The sequence below is a fragment of the Halobellus sp. EA9 genome, from assembly GCF_051195055.1.
Lineage (GTDB): Archaea > Halobacteriota > Halobacteria > Halobacteriales > Haloferacaceae > Haloquadratum > Haloquadratum rubicundus.
Genome location: NZ_JBNTJW010000003.1, coordinates 214881 through 231204, shown reverse-complemented (window position 1 = coordinate 231204; position 16324 = coordinate 214881). Strand labels below are relative to the sequence as shown.

13 protein-coding genes are annotated in these 16324 nt (G+C 69.1%); 8 read left to right on the top strand and 5 right to left on the bottom strand.

The window, feature by feature from the left end; translation table 11 throughout:
• The first annotated feature begins 69 nt into the window (after window positions 1-69).
• Window positions 70-1389 carry a phosphoribosylamine--glycine ligase gene (locus ACQUQ0_RS05875; protein WP_435183772.1) on the top strand — a complete coding sequence of 440 codons (1320 nt, stop codon included), beginning with the start codon at window positions 70-72 and terminating at the stop codon, window positions 1387-1389.
• A gap of 42 nt (window positions 1390-1431) precedes the next feature.
• Here the strand turns inward: ACQUQ0_RS05875 and ACQUQ0_RS05870 are convergent, their stop codons facing one another.
• From ACQUQ0_RS05870 to glpA, 5 genes are all read right to left on the bottom strand, one after another.
• On the bottom strand, window positions 1432-2085 hold the full coding sequence (locus ACQUQ0_RS05870) for a potassium channel family protein (protein ID WP_435183771.1): 654 nt from the start codon (window positions 2083-2085) through the stop codon (window positions 1432-1434).
• A gap of 69 nt (window positions 2086-2154) precedes the next feature.
• Window positions 2155-3609: an APC family permease gene (locus ACQUQ0_RS05865; RefSeq protein WP_435183770.1), complete on the bottom strand. Its 1455-nt coding sequence runs from the start codon at window positions 3607-3609 to the stop codon at window positions 2155-2157.
• A 242-nt stretch (window positions 3610-3851) separates the two neighbouring features.
• Complete coding sequence (locus ACQUQ0_RS05860) at window positions 3852-5222, bottom strand: anaerobic glycerol-3-phosphate dehydrogenase subunit C (RefSeq protein WP_435183769.1); 1371 nt, start codon at window positions 5220-5222, stop codon at window positions 3852-3854.
• Complete coding sequence (glpB, locus tag ACQUQ0_RS05855) at window positions 5219-6502, bottom strand: glycerol-3-phosphate dehydrogenase subunit GlpB (protein WP_435183768.1); 1284 nt, start codon at window positions 6500-6502, stop codon at window positions 5219-5221. The genes ACQUQ0_RS05860 and glpB overlap by 4 nt, the downstream gene beginning before the upstream one ends.
• Window positions 6492-8249, bottom strand: a complete 1758-nt coding sequence (gene glpA, locus ACQUQ0_RS05850) for an anaerobic glycerol-3-phosphate dehydrogenase subunit GlpA (protein ID WP_435183766.1) — start codon at window positions 8247-8249, stop codon at window positions 6492-6494. The genes glpB and glpA overlap by 11 nt, the downstream gene beginning before the upstream one ends.
• A gap of 371 nt (window positions 8250-8620) precedes the next feature.
• Here glpA and glpK point away from each other — a divergent pair, with 371 nt between their 5' ends.
• The 7 genes from glpK (at window position 8621) to ACQUQ0_RS05815 (ending at window position 16309) form a co-directional block, all read left to right on the top strand.
• A complete protein-coding gene (glpK, locus tag ACQUQ0_RS05845) occupies window positions 8621-10162 on the top strand; it encodes a glycerol kinase GlpK (RefSeq protein WP_435183765.1) in 1542 nt (513 codons plus the stop codon).
• A gap of 2 nt (window positions 10163-10164) precedes the next feature.
• The gene (locus ACQUQ0_RS05840; RefSeq protein ID WP_435183764.1) at window positions 10165-11262 is read left to right on the top strand and encodes a hypothetical protein; all 1098 of its coding nucleotides are present in this window, start codon (window positions 10165-10167) and stop codon (window positions 11260-11262) included.
• A gap of 327 nt (window positions 11263-11589) precedes the next feature.
• The gene (locus tag ACQUQ0_RS05835; protein WP_435183763.1) at window positions 11590-12783 is read left to right on the top strand and encodes a Cdc6/Cdc18 family protein; all 1194 of its coding nucleotides are present in this window, start codon (window positions 11590-11592) and stop codon (window positions 12781-12783) included.
• 131 nt (window positions 12784-12914) lie between these two features.
• Complete coding sequence (locus ACQUQ0_RS05830) at window positions 12915-13922, top strand: zinc-dependent alcohol dehydrogenase (protein ID WP_435183761.1); 1008 nt, start codon at window positions 12915-12917, stop codon at window positions 13920-13922.
• 31 nt (window positions 13923-13953) lie between these two features.
• Window positions 13954-14367: a 6-pyruvoyl trahydropterin synthase family protein gene (locus ACQUQ0_RS05825; protein ID WP_435183759.1), complete on the top strand. Its 414-nt coding sequence runs from the start codon at window positions 13954-13956 to the stop codon at window positions 14365-14367.
• A 1-nt stretch (window position 14368) separates the two neighbouring features.
• Window positions 14369-15280: a class I SAM-dependent methyltransferase gene (locus ACQUQ0_RS05820; RefSeq protein WP_435183757.1), complete on the top strand. Its 912-nt coding sequence runs from the start codon at window positions 14369-14371 to the stop codon at window positions 15278-15280.
• Window positions 15281-16309: a sodium:calcium antiporter gene (locus tag ACQUQ0_RS05815; RefSeq protein ID WP_435183755.1), complete on the top strand. Its 1029-nt coding sequence runs from the start codon at window positions 15281-15283 to the stop codon at window positions 16307-16309.
• Window positions 16310-16324: the final 15 nt, after the last annotated feature.

The window sequence follows — 16324 nt, the reverse complement described above, 5'->3', positions numbered from 1 at the left end:
CACGATGGCCGCGTGGATCCCATAAAAAGACACCCGTACAGGGAAGTCCGTCGGCCCCCTGGTGCCGGTATGGAGACTCGACGCTTCCTCTTCGTGTCCGCCGACGCCGCCCTGATCACGGACCTCGCGTGGCAGATCCACCGCGAGGGCCACGACGTGAAGTACTACATCGAGGCCGAATCCGACAGGGAGATCGGCGACGGCTTCGTCCCGAAGACCGACGACTGGCGGGCGGAAGTGGACTGGGCCGACGTCGTCGTCTTCGACGACATCTGGGTCGGGTCCGATATCGGCACCGGTGCGCTCGCTCAGGAGCTCCGCGAGCGAGGGAAGGCGGTCGTCGGCGGCACGCCGAACACCGATCGGCTCGAGGAGGACCGCGGCTACGCGATGGACGTCCTCGAAGCCCACGGCGTCACCACGATCGAGCACCACGTCTTCGAGGAATTCGACGCCGGCATCCAGCACGTCCAGGAGAACCCCGCCCCGTACGTGATCAAGCCGCTCGGCGAGGTCCAGAACGTCAAGCGCCTCCTCTATGTCGGCAACGAGGACGACGGCAGCGACGTCGTCGACGTCCTCCGCGCCTACAAGAAAGCCTGGGGACACCGGATGAAGGGCTTCCAGCTCCAGCGGAAAGTCGAGGGCGTCGAAATCGCCATCTGTGGGTTCTTCGACGGCGAGCGGTTCGTCGATCGGGTCAACTTCAACTTCGAGCACAAGAAGCTGTTTCCCGGAAACATCGGCCCCTCGACCGGAGAGATGGGGACGTCGATGTTCTGGGCGGGCCGAAACGGGCTGTTCGAGGAGACCCTCGGGCGACTCGAAGGGTGGCTCGCCGAGGAGGGCTACGTCGGGAGCATCGACCTGAACTGCATCGTCAACGAGAACGGGGTCTACCCGCTGGAGTTCACGCCCCGGTTCGGGTATCCGACCATCGCCCTCCAGGAGGAGTCGTTCGAGTCCCCGACGGGGCAGTTCTTCTACGACCTCGCACACGGGAACGACCCCGAACTGGAGGTCCACAACGGCTATCAGATCGCGGTGCGCGTCGTCCTCCCGCCGTTCCCGTTCGACGACGAGACGACCTACGACGAGAACTCCCGGAACGCCGCGGTCGTCTTCGACACCGAGGGCCGCGAGGGGATCCACCTGGAGGACACGAAACGGGTCGACGGGCAGTGGCGCGTCGCCGGCGAGAGCGGTATGCCGCTCGTCGTCACTGGGAAAGGCGACACGATGCAGCGCGCGCGAGAACGGGCCTACGAGCGCGTCGACGACGTCGTCATCCCGAACCTCTACTACCGCGACGACATCGGCGAGCGCTGGATCGACGGCGACGGCGACCGCCTCCTGTCGTGGGGATACCTCGGACCGGGGGGCGAGTAGCGCCGCCGCGGGCGGAGCGGCGTTCGCTCGGTTCCCGCGGGGCTACCCTCGGAGCAGATTCATCACCTCGTCGGCGACGTCGGGATCGACGGCGACGACGTAGCGTTTGCCGGGCTCTATGACCGTCTCCGGCTGGGCGATCTGCTCGCCCTCCTCGCCGGAGACGACGAGCGCGCCCGCGGGGAAGCGGACCTCAGAGAGCGTCTTGCCCGCGGCCGGCGCGCCCTCCTGGGCCCGGATCTGCATCACGTCGATCCGCCCGGTCACGTCCGCGAGGGTCTGCACGTCGCTGCCGACGATCTCGTTCGCGGCCACGCGGGCGCCGGCGTGTTCGGGAAACACCACGCCGTCGACGAACTCCGCGTAGGCCTCGCCGGTCGCCTCCTCGATCCGGGTCACCGTCCTGATCTCGGGGTTGAGCTCCTTCGCGACCAGGCAGATCGCGAGGTTCAGCCCCGCGTGGCCCGTGAGCGCGGCGATGGCGTCGGCCCCCTCGACGCCCGCCTGCTTCTGGATGTCCGGCGTCGACGCGTCCCCGCGGATCACGGTCGCGATCCACTCGTCGGCGATTTCGTCGACGACGTCCGGATCGGGTTCGATGATCGATACGTCGTTGTCGCGGTCGGCGAGCAGTCGGGCGGTCTGGAGTCCGACGCGCCCGCCGCCGGCGACGATGATGTCCTGTTTGCTCGTCATTGGTTTGGTTTCAGGTTCGGATTCGGGTTCGAGTTTGGGTTCGGGGGTGCGATCTTCAGCATCCGCGCGTCAGTCCTCCGCGATCGGTTCGCCGTCGGCGGTCGGTTCCGCGTCCGTCTCGGTCCCCCGCGCCCGGTATCGGTCCAGGGCGACGTAGACGACCGCGCCGAGCAGGATCCACGCGACGCTGAGGACCAGCGCCGTCGGATCGGTCCGGATCAGGTACTCCACGAGCACGCCGGTCAGCACCAGATTCAGCACGATTCCCAGGATCGGCGGCACGGGGTAGTACGGCATCTCGTACGGTCGGTTCAGGTTCGGCCGCTCCCGCCGGAGCTTGATCACCGCGCCGTTGACCACGACGAAGGAGAGCAGGAAGAACAGGCTCGACATATTGCCGGCGCTCTTCGTCGGCAGCGCGACCGAGCCGAGCATCACCACCGCGCTCGCGAGGATGGCGACGAAGGGCGTCCCGAAGCGGTGGTGGATCTGCCCGAACGACGGGAGCAGCTGGCCCTCGCGGCCCATCGAGAACGCGACGCGCGAGGAGGCGATCACGACCGCGTTCAGCGCGGTCAGCGTCGAGAAGACCGCGCCGAAGACGATCACCGCGCCGCCGTTCTTGATCACGGGGATCCCGGTCGGCATGAACTCCGTCGCGGCCGCCGCGATGCCGGCCTCGCCGGCCGCCGCGAGCCCGTCGGCGCCGAGCGTCCCGATGGCGACCGTGACGACGGCCATGTATACCACGACGGTCGCCGCGAGGCTAACGAAGATCGCCTTCGGGATGTTCTCCCTCGGGTTCTTGACCTCCTCGGTCACGGTCGTGATGAGGTCGTACCCCTCGAAGGCGATGAACGTCAGACCCATCGCCGGGAGGATCGCGAACGCGCCCGAGGCCTCGGGGAAGAGCGGCTGGAACTCCGCGGACGAGAACATCGGCGAGGCGACACCGAAGCCGACGAAGATCAGGAGGATCGTCACCTTCGTCGCGGTGAAGATCGTCTCGACGCTCCCGCTGGCGGCGGTCGAGACGGCGTTGAGGCCGACGAACAGCGCGACCGCGACGAGCGCGAGCCCGAAGCCGAGCGGGACGGCGGCGTCCAGGATCGGGAGGGCGACGGCGCCGACCTGGTCCGGCGGCGGGACGATGCCGTAGACGTGCAGGAGCTCGATAAAGTTCGGCGCGAACCCCAGCGCGTAGAGCGCGCCGGCGATCATGTACGCGAACCAGAGCATCCAGCCCATCAGGAAGGAGGGCAGCGCCTCGAAGGTCTCGTTGACGAAGGCGTACCCGCCGCCGCTCTTCGGGATCGCGCTCGCCAGCTCGGCGTAGGAGAGCCCGGTGAACGCGGTGACGACGCCGTTGAGGACGAACACCAGGATCGCGGCGGGGCCGGCGATCTCGGCGGCCAGGCCCGTCAGGACGAAGATCCCCGCGCCGATCATCGCGCCCATCCCGATCATCGTCGCGTCCAGCAGGCCGAGTTCGGCCTCCGGCGCGCGCTCGTCGTGGCTACTCATCGGTCACCGGTGGGTCGTCGGCTGTTCGTCCGCGCTGTTCTGTCGTCGTCCGGTTCGGGACGCGAGCACGCGCCGCCGTCGACGGACGCCCGGCCGCCGTCGGTCGGCCCCGTGTCCGCGCCGGATCGGAACACACACAGCTACGGTACAGACAATTCACATTGTATTTTTCGGCGGCTCCGGACACCTCGGAAGCGCCCGCCGGTATCTTCCCGGCCCCGCCGCCTTCGGTCTCTACTGGCTCACTCGACGAGCGCGGCGTCGAGCAGTTCCAGCGGGTGTCTGATCTCGTAGCCGGTCCCGTGTTCCATCTGCATCGCGCACGTCGGGCACTCGGTCATCCCGGTCTCGCCCTCTGTGGCCTCCATGTGCTCGAACATCTCCTCGCCGATCGCCATCGACTTCTCGTACTTCTCGTCCTTCCAGCCGTAGGTGCCGGAGATGCCCGAACAGGAGTCGCCGACGTCCGCGACGTCGACGCCGTCGAGGTCGCGGAAGAGCTCGACCGCCTGGCGTTCGAGCCCCTGATTCCGCGCGTGACACGGCGCGTGGTAGGCGAACTCCCGCGCGAGGTCGCCGTCGACGTCCGCCTCTCGGAGTTCCTCGCGGAGGTCCTCGTGGATCCGGAGGTACTCCACGGACTCGAAGGTGTGTCTCGCGACGTCGTCGATGCCGTCGATGTCGAACAGTTCGGGGTACTCCTGGCGGAGCGCCATCGAACAGGAGGTACAGGAGGCGATGGCGTCGTAGCCCTGGTCGACGAGGTCCGCGAACGACGAGACGTTGACCTCGGCGTGGCGGCGGGCGTCGGAGAGCATCCCGTTGGCGAACATCGGCGTGCCCGAACAGCCCTGCTCGGGGACGACGACCTCGTAGCCGAAGTGCTCGAAGACCCTGACCATCGACTTGCCCACCTCGGGGGTGTTGTAGTTGGAGTAACAGCCGTGGAAGTACGCGACCCGCTTGTCGGCGTCGCGGGGCTCGCCGCGGCGCTCGCGGTGCTCCTGTGCGCGCTCGCGGGAGCCGGCCGCGGCGCCCCGGCGCTCCCACCACTCTCGGAAGGTCTCCGTGGCGAACGCGGGGAAGTCGCGCTCGCTCGTGATTCCCATAGCCTTCTCCATCAGCCACCGCGCGGGCCCGAAGTTCATCGCGACGTTCGCCAGTCGCGGGGCCTTGCTCGCCAGCCACGCCGACGTGCGGTAGTTCGCGAGGACGCGGTTGCGCCAGTACTCGACGGAGAGCCTGGACATCTCCTCTTCGACGTACTCCCCGCGTGCGGTGTTGTGCATCTGCGAGAGCGGGACGCCGGAGGGGCAGGCGCTGTCGCAGCGCATACAGTTCGAGCAGTCCATCACGGACTCGTCGACGCCGTAGTCGTCGTCCTGCTGCTTGAGCCGCCACTGCTCGGGGCCCTGGAACTTCGGCCCGGGGAAGTCGTCGTCGACCTCCGCGACCGGGCAGTTCGTATCGCAGACCGAGCACTTGTAGCAGGAGTCCGCGCCGGGGCGGAGGTCGAAGTCGGTGCTGTCGGGGAAGACGTCGACCGGCTCGAAGTCCTCGCCCGCGTTCGGTTCGATGGGTTCGAAGTCTGCTGGAGATTCTGCGTCGCTCATCGTGATCGTGCCCTCCGCGCCGCGTTTCGGCCCGCGGCGTAGCCCGTCGCGATCGACACCCCGCTCCCGGATTTCTCGGCCGCGAAGTCGTGGCCGCCGAGCACCGCGCCGGCGGCCCCGAGGTTCTCGAACTCCGGCGCGCCGTCGCCATCCAGCGGCCGCAGGTCGCCGTCGGTGCGCACGCCGAACCGCGCGAAGGCGTGGTCGCCGAACACGTCGAAGTCCGACCACTCGTAGCGGTCCTCGGGGTGGGAGACGTTGCAGTCGAAGATCGGCTCGTAGACGCGGTCGCGCTCGGACTCGACGCCCTTGCCGACGAGCCCGCCGGTCGCGAGGACGTACTCGTCGGCCGCGTAGGGGATCTCGGCGCCGTTCTTCTCGACGGAGACGCTGGCGACGCTGTCGCCGTCGGCGTCGTAGCCGACGACGGGATTTCCGGTCTCGAAGCGCGCGCCCGCGGCGTCGAGCGCGTCGAAGAGCGCGTCTTCGAGCCGGAGCCCCGGCAGCGACGGCGGCCCCATCGGGACCTCGAAGACGTCGGCGCCGAGGCGATCGGCGAGCGACTCCCGGACGTCTCGGGCCGCGTCGTCGCCGAGGACCGCCGGGAAGCCGACGCGCGCCTCGCCCTCCAGTTCGGTGTTCACGCGCTCGGCGAGCGCGTCGCGGGCGGGCCGCTCGCGGCCGCGGACGGTCACCGACCCGTCGGTGTCGAGCAGTTTCGCGTAGCGCGTGACCTTCGCGTCGGCGTTGAGGTCGCCGGGGAAGCGGACCGTGACGCCGCGGACGTCGAAGGGGACGCCGGCCGCGCGGAGGTGGGCGGCGACGTGCGGCGCGTCGAGGTCCGAGAGCGACTCGAAGCCGACGAGCAGGACGTCGCGGTCGTCGCTCGCGAGGCCGGCGGCCGCGCTCGCGGGGTAGCGCGCGGTCGGCTTGACCGTGCCGCCGTGGGTGGGAACGAGCGCGTTGGCGTCGGTGTGGCCGCCCCGATAGTCCCCGGCGACGTCGTCGAAGAGCGCCATCGCCTCTCGCACCCCGTCGACGCCGACGGTCCGGTACGGGTGCGATTCGGGGAGCCTCGGAATCGCCGCGTAGGGATCGGCGAGCGGGCCCTCGCCGTCGGGCGCGTAGCCCAGGAGGTCGACGAGTCCGGAGGCGTGTCGGAGCGTGCTCTGCTTGTAGGAGACGAGGCGAACGTCGGCGCCCGCGCGGGCGGCCGAGAGCGCGCTGGTGATCCCGGCGAGGCCGCCGCCGATCACCAGAACCTCGGAGTCAATAGCCACGCTCGTTCCCCCCGTCGGCGACGGCGCTTTCGCCGTCCGTGCCGCCGGCCCGAGCGTCGTCGGACTCCCCGGCGTCGAACGCGCCGTAGTCGATTTCGGCCTCGCCCCCGCTTTCGCCGCGGTCGGCCGGGTCGCGGTCGCGGTTCTGCGTCGCCGCGTGCAGCGCGTAGTTCAGCATCGCCTGAGAGAGCTGTTCGCCCCACAGCGCGTGGCGCTGGCCCTTCCAGCGCTCCTGCAACAGCTCGTCCCACGCCTGCCGGGTCGTGGGCTCGTCGTAGTCGCCGTGGAGTTCGCTCGCCAGCCGGTGGGAACAGAAGCCGCCCTGGCAGTTGCCCATCGACGCTCGCGTCCGGATCCGGACGGCGTTGAGATCGGTGCCGGACTGGGAGATGGCGTCCTGAACCTCGGCGCGCGTGACGCCCTCGCAGGCGCAGATCGTGGGATTCGGCCCCGAGACGTCGAGCACCTCCTCGGCGCACGAGCCGAGGCGTTCGACGCTCCGCCGCCCGATCGGCGAGCGGAGGCCGAACTCGTCCATGTAGTCCCGGAGGACCGAGAAGTCCTCGCTGCCCGGGAGGGGCACCTCGGCGGTCCGGCAGTCGGCGTCGACGCCGAACTTCCCGCAGACGTGGTCTGCGATCTCCTCGGCCATCATCCGGTAGGTGGTGAACTTCCCGCCGACGATGCTGGTCAGCCCGCCCAGGTCGTCGCGCTCCTCGTGGTCGAGGAGGAAGTAGTCCCGCGTGATGTCGGTGGGGTCGTCGCTGCCGACGTCCGGGGGCTCGTACAGCGGGCGGACCCCCCAGAAGGAGCGGATCGTCCGCGCGGCCTCCAGCATCGGGACCAGCTCCGAGAGCGTCTCGATCATCAGGTCGACCTCCCAGCCCTCCTCGGGGTAGTCCTCGGGGTCGTCGACCTCCTCGTCCGTCGTCCCGAGGATGCAGGTCGTCTCGTGGGGGACGACGATGTCGGCGTCGCCCTTCGGCCGACAGCGGTTGATGACGGTGTCGACCTGCCGGACGTTCATGATCGTCATCACGCCCTTGGAGGGCCGGACCTCGATGTCGACGCCGGCCATCTCGCCGATCTGGCCCGCCCACGCGCCCGTCGCGTTCACGACGTAGTCGGCGCGGATCTCCTCGGTGCCGCCCGCGGTGCCGTGGACGCGCTTCCCGGAGCCGGAGGCGTGTTCGACCTCGACGCCGACCACCTCGCCGTCCTCGACGAGCAGGTCCGTCACCTCCGAGTGGGTCTCGATGCGCGCGCCGTGCTCCTGGGCGCTGGCGGCGTTGGCGACGACGAGCCTGAAGGGATCGACCGCGCCGTCGGGGACCGAGATCGCCTTGTCGATGTCGGGCGCGAGGTGCGGTTCCAGCTCGCGGGCCTCCTCGCCGGTGAGCACCTCCGCGGGGATGCCGCAGGTCTCGCAGCCCTCCAGTTTCTCCTGGAAGTACTCTTCTGTGTCCTCGGGACGCTTGACGAACAGCCCGCCGGTCAGCTCGACGCAGTGGCTGGCGATGTCGCGGAGGACCCGGTTCTCCTCGATGCACTCTTCGGCGCTCGCCTGGTCGGAGACCGCGTACCGTCCGCCGCTGTGGAGCAGCCCGTGCATCCGGCCCGTCGTGCCGTGCGTCAGATTCCCCTGCTCGACGAGCGTCACGTCGAGCCCTCGCATCGCGAGGTCGCGCGTGATGCCCGTCCCGGTCGACCCGCCGCCGATGACGACGATGTGTGGTGCCGATGCCATTCGTACTCACACGGTTTGGGGTCGCCCTACTTTATTTCATCGATGAATAGCATCCTATAGTAAAAATAAATGTTTTCCCTGGGAGACGCGCTGCGTCGAACGCGGACGCCGTGGAAAGGCCGATCTCATCGAGGCTCCGGAGCGAATCGCCGGCCCTTCCGTCGGTCTGATTGATACGATCCGGCGGGATAATCGCCCGCCGGCGTCGCGGTCGGATATCGCTCTTCGGTCTATTTTGTCGGATTTTGGCCGCTCTAAATCATCTTTACTACCAATATGCCGCCTTGGATAACTTTTATTAGGTCTTGGTATATTGTTCATTATTAAGGCGGCAACGGCAGTCAAAATGTCGCCGGACGGTGAGTGAAACAATGGCAGACACATACGTGGGCGCGATCGATCAGGGGACCACTGGCACGCGGTTCATGGTCTTCGACCACAGTGGACGGGTCGTCGCCAACGACTACGAGAAGCACGAACAGATCTACCCCAATCCCGGTTGGGTCGAACACGACCCGGTCGAGATCTGGGAGAACACCAAAGAGGTCGTCACGAACGGGCTCAAGCAGGCGGGCATCGACGCCTCTCAATTGGAGGCGCTCGGGATCACGAACCAGCGCGAGACGACGATCGTCTGGGACCGCGAGACCGGAAAGCCAGTCCACAACGCCCTGGTGTGGCAGGACCGCCGGACCACAGACCGCGTCGAGGAACTGGAGGCCGAGGACAAGATCGAGTGGATCCGCGGCAAGACCGGACTCGAAGCGGACGCGTACTTCTCGGCGACCAAGACCGAGTGGCTCCTCGACAACGCTGAACCGCTGAAGCTCGACCACGTCCGTTCGGACGATCCGCGCGCTCGCGCGTCCGACGGCGAGCTCCTGATGGGCACGATCGACACTTGGCTCATCTACAACCTCACCGGCAACCACATCACGGACGTGACGAACGCCTCGCGGACGATGCTGTACAACATCCACGACCTCGAATGGGACGACGACCTCCTCGAGGAGTTCGGCGTCCCTGAGACGATGCTCCCCGAGGTCCGGCCGTCGTCGGACACCGACTACTACGGCCACACCGACCCGGAGGGCTTCCTCGGCGAGGAGGTTCCCGTCGCCGGCGCGCTCGGCGACCAGCAGGCGGCGCTATTCGGCCAGACCTGTTTCGACGCGGGCGACGCGAAGAACACCTACGGCACGGGCTCGTTCTACCTGATGAACACCGGCAACGAGGCCGTCGAGTCCAACCACGGCCTCCTGACGACGATCGGGTTCCAACGATCGGGCGAGCCGGTCCAGTACGCCCTGGAGGGATCGATCTTCGTCACCGGCGCGGCCATCGAGTGGCTCGAAGACGTCGATCTCATCAACAACGCGGCCCAGACGGCCGAACTCGCGCGCTCTGTCGACTCCACCGACGGGGTCTACATGGTCCCGGCGTTCACGGGCCTGGGCGCGCCGCACTGGGACGGCCGCGCACGCGGGACGATCGTCGGGATGACCCGCGGCACGGAGAAGGCGCACCTCGTCCGCGCGACCCTGGAGTCGATCGCCTACCAGACCCGCGACATCGCGGAGGCGATGGAGGCCGACTCCGGCGTCGAGATGACGAGCCTCCGCGTCGACGGCGGCGCGGTCAAGAACAACTTCCTCTGCCAGCTCCAGTCGGACATCATCCAGACCGAGATCGCCCGGCCGGAGGTCGACGAGACGACCGCGCTTGGCTCGGCGTACGCTGCGGGTCTCGCGGTCGGCTACTGGGACAACCTCGACCAGCTCCGGTCGAACTGGCAGGTCGACAAGGAGTTCGCCCCCGAGATGAGCGAGGACGAGGCCGACGGGCTGTACAGCCGGTGGGACGACGCGGTCGAGCGCTCGCTCGACTGGGCCCAGGACGAGGGGAGTGACTGACGATGGTGACGCTCCAGTTGCTATTCGGAATGGGGCTACAGGACTGGATCGCGCTCGCGATCGCCGCCTTCGCGGGCGGCGCGTTCGGCGCGGCGCTCGGCGCGCTCCCGGCGTTCATCTTCACCGGCTTCATGGTGATCGCCGGCGAGGCCGTCAACACGCTCGCGAGCGACCTCACCGGCGAGCTCTCCGGGCAGGTCGGGACCGGAATCACCGGCTTCGTCGCGTTCGGCCCGGTCTTCGGCCCGCACGTCTCCTTCGCCGGCGGCGCGGCCGCCGCGGCCTACGCCGCTCGGAAGGGGTATATGGACACCGGCTTCGACTTCCACGAGGCGAAGAACATCGCCCACGCGCTCGGGACCAAGCCCGACGTTCTCGCGGTCGGCGGGCTCTTCGGCATCCTCGGGATGATCATCCGCCAGGTCTCCGGCGGGCTCGGCCTGCCGTGGGACCCCATCGCGATGGGCGTCGTCCTCTCGGCGGTCTTCCACCGGCTCGTGCTGAACTACCCGCTCGTCGGCGACGCACACGGACGCTCGCTGTTCGATATGTCGCCGTTCGAGCGCGAGGAGATGGTCCAGACCGCCGAAGGCGGTGAAGCCATCGCCGACGGCGGCGAGGTCGCCGACGGGGGTGCCGTCGCAGAGCGGCTCGCGGTCGAGCCGTGGCTGCCCCACCAGTACGAGTGGCCCAACGTCGCGATGATCGGCCTCGTCACCGGGATCCTCGCCGCGTACACGACGGTCCAGACGGGGAGCATCTTCCTCGGCTTCGGGATCAGCGCGGCGTCGCTCGTCTTCCTCAACTGCGGCGTCGAACAGATCCCCGTCACCCACCATATGACGCTGCCGGGCGCGACCGCGGCCGTCGCGTTCGCCGGCGGCGTCGGATCGATGGCGATCCTGCCCTCGGTCCTGATCGGGGGTCTGTTCGGCCTCACGGGCGCGCTGACCGGCGAGGTCATCCAGCGGATCTTCTACTCGCACTCCGACACCCACTTCGACCCGCCCGCGGCGGCGATCGTGATCAACACGTTCGCGATCGCGCTGCTCTACTTCGCGGGCGTCTTCCCGAGCGCGGCCTGGGTGCCGCTGCCCTGATAGTGGTTACTCTCGCTGTTTACCGTCGAACGCCGTCATCGGGGGCGGTATTCGGCGGGAAGAGACGAGAGTGATCACTGTGAAACAGCGCCCTCTCTCCGTTTCCTCGGACCGAGCGCCTGACCGACCGAGCCGCAGAGCGAGCGTCTGACCGATCCGGACTCCGGAGCCACCGATGCACCGCCGCCCCGTCCGCGCCCGCCCGCTCGCCAAGCCGACCGCTCGGCGGCGACACCGACCGCCGGGACGCCGTCCAAGGGGCGTGCGCGAGCGAAGCACCTTTTTACTAGGTGCGAAAAGACGCTGGTAAGAAAATACGATACAGCTATGGACCTCGACGCGCGGATCAAACGACGACAAAGACGCGAGGGCGAAAAGCGGCTGATTCGGGACTACGAGGCGCTGTCGCCGGCCGCCCACATCGAAAATCCCTCCGACCGGGGCCCGGCCTTCGAGCGGCTGCTCGATCACCTCGATCCCGTCTTCGACGGGACGCTGCCGCCGAACGCGTACGTCCACGGTGCGTACGGTGCGGGGAAGTCGGCCATCATCACGGCGCTCTTCGCGCGCCTGACGCGCCTCTCGACGCAGTCGGACGCCGTGATCCACACGAGCACGCGCGCCCGGTCGCCCTCGATCCCGGAGTTCGTCTACCTGGATCTGCGCGAGACCGCGAGCGAGTTCGCCTTCTACCACCGGATCCTCGACGGCTGCGTCGAGGAGTCGATCCCCCAGCACGGCATCAGCACCGACGAGCTCCTGGACAAACTGCACCGCGCCCTCAGCGGCTGGACCGCGGGCGCGGTCGTGGCCATCGACCACGTGGACGAACCCGAGGGCGTCGACACGGAGGGCCTCCTCGATCGGCTCTCCAGCCTGCCGAGCAACGTGAGCTGGCTCGCGATCAGCCGCACGCCGCCCGCGGAGACCGACCTGACCACCTACACCGCGACGTCGATCGAGATCGGCCGCTACCAGCGACAGATGCTCGTCGACGTGCTGATGACCCGCGCCTCCGCGGGCTTCACCCGACAGGGGCTCGATCACGACCAGGCCCGCCGGATCGCCGAGTGGGCCGAGGGCAACGCCCACGACGCCCTGGCGGCCCTGTTCCTCGCGGCCGACCGCGCGGACCGGGCGAACAGGACGCGCCTCCGCGACGAGGACGTCGAGGCCGCGATCGATGAGATCCCGCGTCCGTCGGTGTCGCTGGCACGGATGCAGTCGCTCCCGGAGAACAAACAGCGGGTGCTCAGAGAGCTCGTCGACCTCGACTCCGCGGCGCGAGCGTCCGTCGCGGACACCACCGACGCGATCAGCGACAGCCCGGACCTGGACCTCTCTCGGGGGACGGTAAAGCGGTTCCTCTACGAACTGGCCGAGGTCGGCGTCCTCGATCGGGTGCAGGCCGAGGGCCACGGCGGGAAGGGCCGCCCCCCGAGCCGACTCGAACTGCGGTTTCCCGCGCGGCTCTTCAGCCGCCTCTACGACCTCCGGCAGGCCCCCGAGAGCACCTCCTGACGAGCGCGGTCGGGACGGCTCCCGAGACGCGATCCGCGCGGCCGATAGGCTGATTACACCGTAGTCCTGTGTGACTGACGTCACTCGCCGCCCGCGCGTCCGGCGATCGGACCGCCGGCGTCCAGCCCACGATGAACAGACGATCGCTGTACTTCACCGGGCCGTACGAGACGAGCGTCAGACGGACGAGCGTCGAGCCGGCCCCCGACGAGATCTGCGTCGAGACCCGCGTTTCGGCGGTCAGCGCCGGGACCGAACTCCTCATCTACCGGGGCGAGGCGCCGACGGACCTCCCGGCCGACGAGACCCTCGACACCCTGGAGGGCGACCTCTCGTTTCCGCTGCGCTACGGCTACGCGGCCGTCGGCGACGTCGTCGCGGTCGGCGAGGCGGTCGACGACGACTGGGCCGACCGCACGGTCTTCGCGTTCAACCCCCACGAGACGCGGTTCGCCGTCCCGACCGACCTCGCCGTCCCGCTCCCCGACGGCGTCGACGCCGAGGGGATGGCGCTGTTTCCCTCCGTGGAGACCGCGACGTCGCTCGTCCTCGACGGCCGGCCGCGGATCGGCGAGGACGTCGTCGTCTTCGGCGCCGGCGTCGTCGGACTGTGTACGATCGCCGTCCTCGCGTCGTTCCCGCTCGGACGCCTGATCGCGGTCGAGCCGATCCCCGAGCGCCGGGCGCGCGCCCGCGACTTCGGCGCCGACGTCGCCGTGCCGCCGGCGGAGTTCGACGGGGCGCTCGATGCGGACGCCGACCGCGAGGGCGCCGACCTCGTGTACGAACTCTCCGGCCGTCCGGCGACGCTCGACGACGCGGTCGACGCGGTGGGCTACGACGGCCGCGTCGTCGTCGGGTCGTGGTACGGCGACGAGCCGGCGGTGCTCGACCTCGGCGCGGACTTCCACCGCGACCGGATCTCGTTCGAGTCGAGCCAGGTCAGCACGCTCGCGCCGGAGACCCGCGGCCGCTGGACGAAGGCCCGCCGCGCCGAGACCGCGCTCGATCGCCTGTGTGAGATCGACGCGAAGTCGCTCGTCACCCACCGGATCCCGTTCGACGACGCGCCCGAGGCGTACCGGCTCCTGGACGACCGCGCCGACGGCGCCCTCCAAGTCCTCCTGACGTATCCGTGAGGCGACTGCGCTCCCGCGCTTCCCTACACCGATGACACACGAACGCCCATCCACTGACGCGCCGGCCTACGAACTGACCGTCACCCGCGACTTCGTCGCCCAGCACTTCCTCACCGTGCCCGACCCGGGGCCCGAGGGCGAGGTCCACAGCCACCACTTCACCGTCGAGGTCCGCTTTTCGGGGCCCGAACTCGGCGAGTACGGCTACCTGGTCGACATCGACGCGGTCGAGGCGATCCTCGACGACCTGGAGGCGCGCTACCGCGATTCGCTCCTGAACGACCTCCCGGAGTTCGAGGGACTGAACCCCAGCGTCGAACACTTCGCGCGGCTGTTCGGCGACCGCGTCGCCGACGCGCTCGGTGATGCGACGCCGACGGGGCTGTCGGTCCGGATCTGGGAGGACGACGTCGCGTGGGCGAGCCACCGGCGCTCGCTGGAGTGAGATGAATCACGCCCGGCCGCGGTACCTCGAAGCGAAGCGCACCGTCGACGACCGCGCGTTCTCGGCGCGCGTCCGCGACCGGCTCCTGGCGGCGCTCCCGGCGGAGCCGCAGATTCTGGAGGCCGGCTCCGGGACGGGCGCGACGGTCCCGCGGCTGCGCTCGTGGGGCGTCGACGCCGGGCGCTATCGGGGCGTCGACGCCGATCCTCGCATCGTCGCGTTCGCGCGCGACGTCCGGCCGGCGGCCCTCCGGCACGCGGGCCAAGACGTCGAGAACGAGCGCACCCCACGCGACGACGAGACCCCGGATTTCACCGTCGCCGACCTCGACGTTCGGTTCCGGGTCGGCGACGCACTCGACGCCCTGGAGGCGGCCGCGGACGTCGATCTGGTGGTCGCCCAGGCGTTCGCGGACCTCGTCCCGCTCCCGCGGCTCGTCGCCGCCGCGGAGTCGGCGCTCCGGCCGGGCGGGCTGGCGTACTTTCCGATCACCTTCGACGGCGGGACGATCTTCCAGCCCGACCACCCCGACGACGACGCGATCGAGCGCGCGTACCACGCGGCCATCGACGCCCGCCCCGGCCGCGACGTCCGCGCCGGGCGACACCTCGCGGACCTGCTCCGGCGGCGGGACGGTGAGCTCCTCGCGGTCGGGGGTTCCGACTGGATCGTCCGGCCGCGGGCCGGCGCGTACCCGGCCGACGAGCGGTACTTCCTCTCGCGGATCCTGGAGTTCGTCGCCGAGGCGGTGCCGTCCTCGCCGGTCGCGGCGCCGGATCCGGATTCGTGGCTCGCGGCGCGCCGCGCGCAACTGGCGGCGGGCGAACTGACCTACGTCGCCCACCAGTACGATCTGCTCTACCGGGCGCCGATCGGTGGCTCTTTGCCGTCGGCGACGAATCGGCCCGGATAGATGCCGCTGTTCGGCCTCCTCTCTCACTCGCCGGCCGTCGACGTCGTGGTCGTCCTCGTCGCGACGGGGTTCATCTGGTTCGGTAGCGGGTGGCTCGAAACGTCCGCCGAGCGGCTCTCGGCGTACTACGGCCTGCCGCCGGTGGTGCAGGGGTCGGTCATCGTCGCGATCGGATCGAGCTTCCCGGAGCTGTCGAGCGTCGTGTTCGCGGCCCTCGCGGGGGTGTTCGATATGGGCGTCGGCGCGATCGTCGGCTCGGCCATCTTCAACATCCTCGTGATCCCCGCGCTCTCGGGGCTCGCCTCCGACCGCTCCCTGGAATCGAACCGCACGCTCGTCTACAAGGAGGCGCAGTTCTATATGATCGCCGTCTCGGTCCTCGTGGTCACCTTCGCGCTGGCGGTCATCTACGCGCCCGCACCGGACGCGACGCTCGTCGGCTACATCACCCGACCGCTCGCGGTGCTGCCGCTCCTGCTCTACGGACTCTACACCTTCATCCAGTGGCAGGACGTCGCCGACTCCGAGGCGGCGAGCGTCGACGACGGCGTTCCCGTGATTCGGCGGTGGCTCCTGCTCGCGGCCGGGCTCGTCGTCATCCTGCTCGCCGTCGAACAGCTCGTCGGCAGCGTCGAGGCGCTCTCTCACTCGTTCGGCGTGCCGGATTTCCTCGCGGGGGTCACCGTGGTCGCGGCCGCCACGAGCCTCCCGGATCTCATCGTGAGCGTCCGGTCGGCCCGCGGCGGCAACAGCCTCACCAGCCTCGCGAACGTCTTCGGCTCGAATACCTTCGACCTCTTGGTGGCGATCCCGGTCGGGGTGCTCATCATCGGGAGCGTCCCGATCGACTTCGCGACGGCCGTCCCGATGATGGGGGTTCTGACCCTCGCGACGATCCTCCTCTTCGCGGCGCTCCGGACCGACCTCTCTCTCTCACGCAACGAAGCGTACCTGCTCGCGCTCGGCTATCTCCTGTTCGTCGTGTGGGTCGTCGCCGAGACGGTGGGCGTGACGAACCTCATCAGATAGCGTTAGTAACATAAG

Excerpts from the sequence above, each read along its gene's own strand:
- ACQUQ0_RS05875 (WP_435183772.1), top strand. The coding sequence starts at position 70 with ATGGAGACTCGACGCTTCCTCTTCGTGTCCGCCGACGCCGCCCTGATC.
- ACQUQ0_RS05870 (WP_435183771.1), bottom strand. The coding sequence starts at position 2,085 with ATGACGAGCAAACAGGACATCATCGTCGCCGGCGGCGGGCGCGTCGGA.
- ACQUQ0_RS05865 (WP_435183770.1), bottom strand. The coding sequence starts at position 3,609 with ATGAGTAGCCACGACGAGCGCGCGCCGGAGGCCGAACTCGGCCTGCTG.
- ACQUQ0_RS05860 (WP_435183769.1), bottom strand. The coding sequence starts at position 5,222 with ATGAGCGACGCAGAATCTCCAGCAGACTTCGAACCCATCGAACCGAAC.
- glpA (WP_435183766.1), bottom strand. The coding sequence starts at position 8,249 with ATGGCATCGGCACCACACATCGTCGTCATCGGCGGCGGGTCGACCGGG.
- glpK (WP_435183765.1), top strand. The coding sequence starts at position 8,621 with ATGGCAGACACATACGTGGGCGCGATCGATCAGGGGACCACTGGCACG.
- ACQUQ0_RS05840 (WP_435183764.1), top strand. The coding sequence starts at position 10,165 with ATGGTGACGCTCCAGTTGCTATTCGGAATGGGGCTACAGGACTGGATC.
- ACQUQ0_RS05835 (WP_435183763.1), top strand. The coding sequence starts at position 11,590 with ATGGACCTCGACGCGCGGATCAAACGACGACAAAGACGCGAGGGCGAA.
- ACQUQ0_RS05830 (WP_435183761.1), top strand. The coding sequence starts at position 12,915 with ATGAACAGACGATCGCTGTACTTCACCGGGCCGTACGAGACGAGCGTC.
- ACQUQ0_RS05825 (WP_435183759.1), top strand. The coding sequence starts at position 13,954 with ATGACACACGAACGCCCATCCACTGACGCGCCGGCCTACGAACTGACC.
- ACQUQ0_RS05820 (WP_435183757.1), top strand. The coding sequence starts at position 14,369 with ATGAATCACGCCCGGCCGCGGTACCTCGAAGCGAAGCGCACCGTCGAC.
- ACQUQ0_RS05815 (WP_435183755.1), top strand. The coding sequence starts at position 15,281 with ATGCCGCTGTTCGGCCTCCTCTCTCACTCGCCGGCCGTCGACGTCGTG.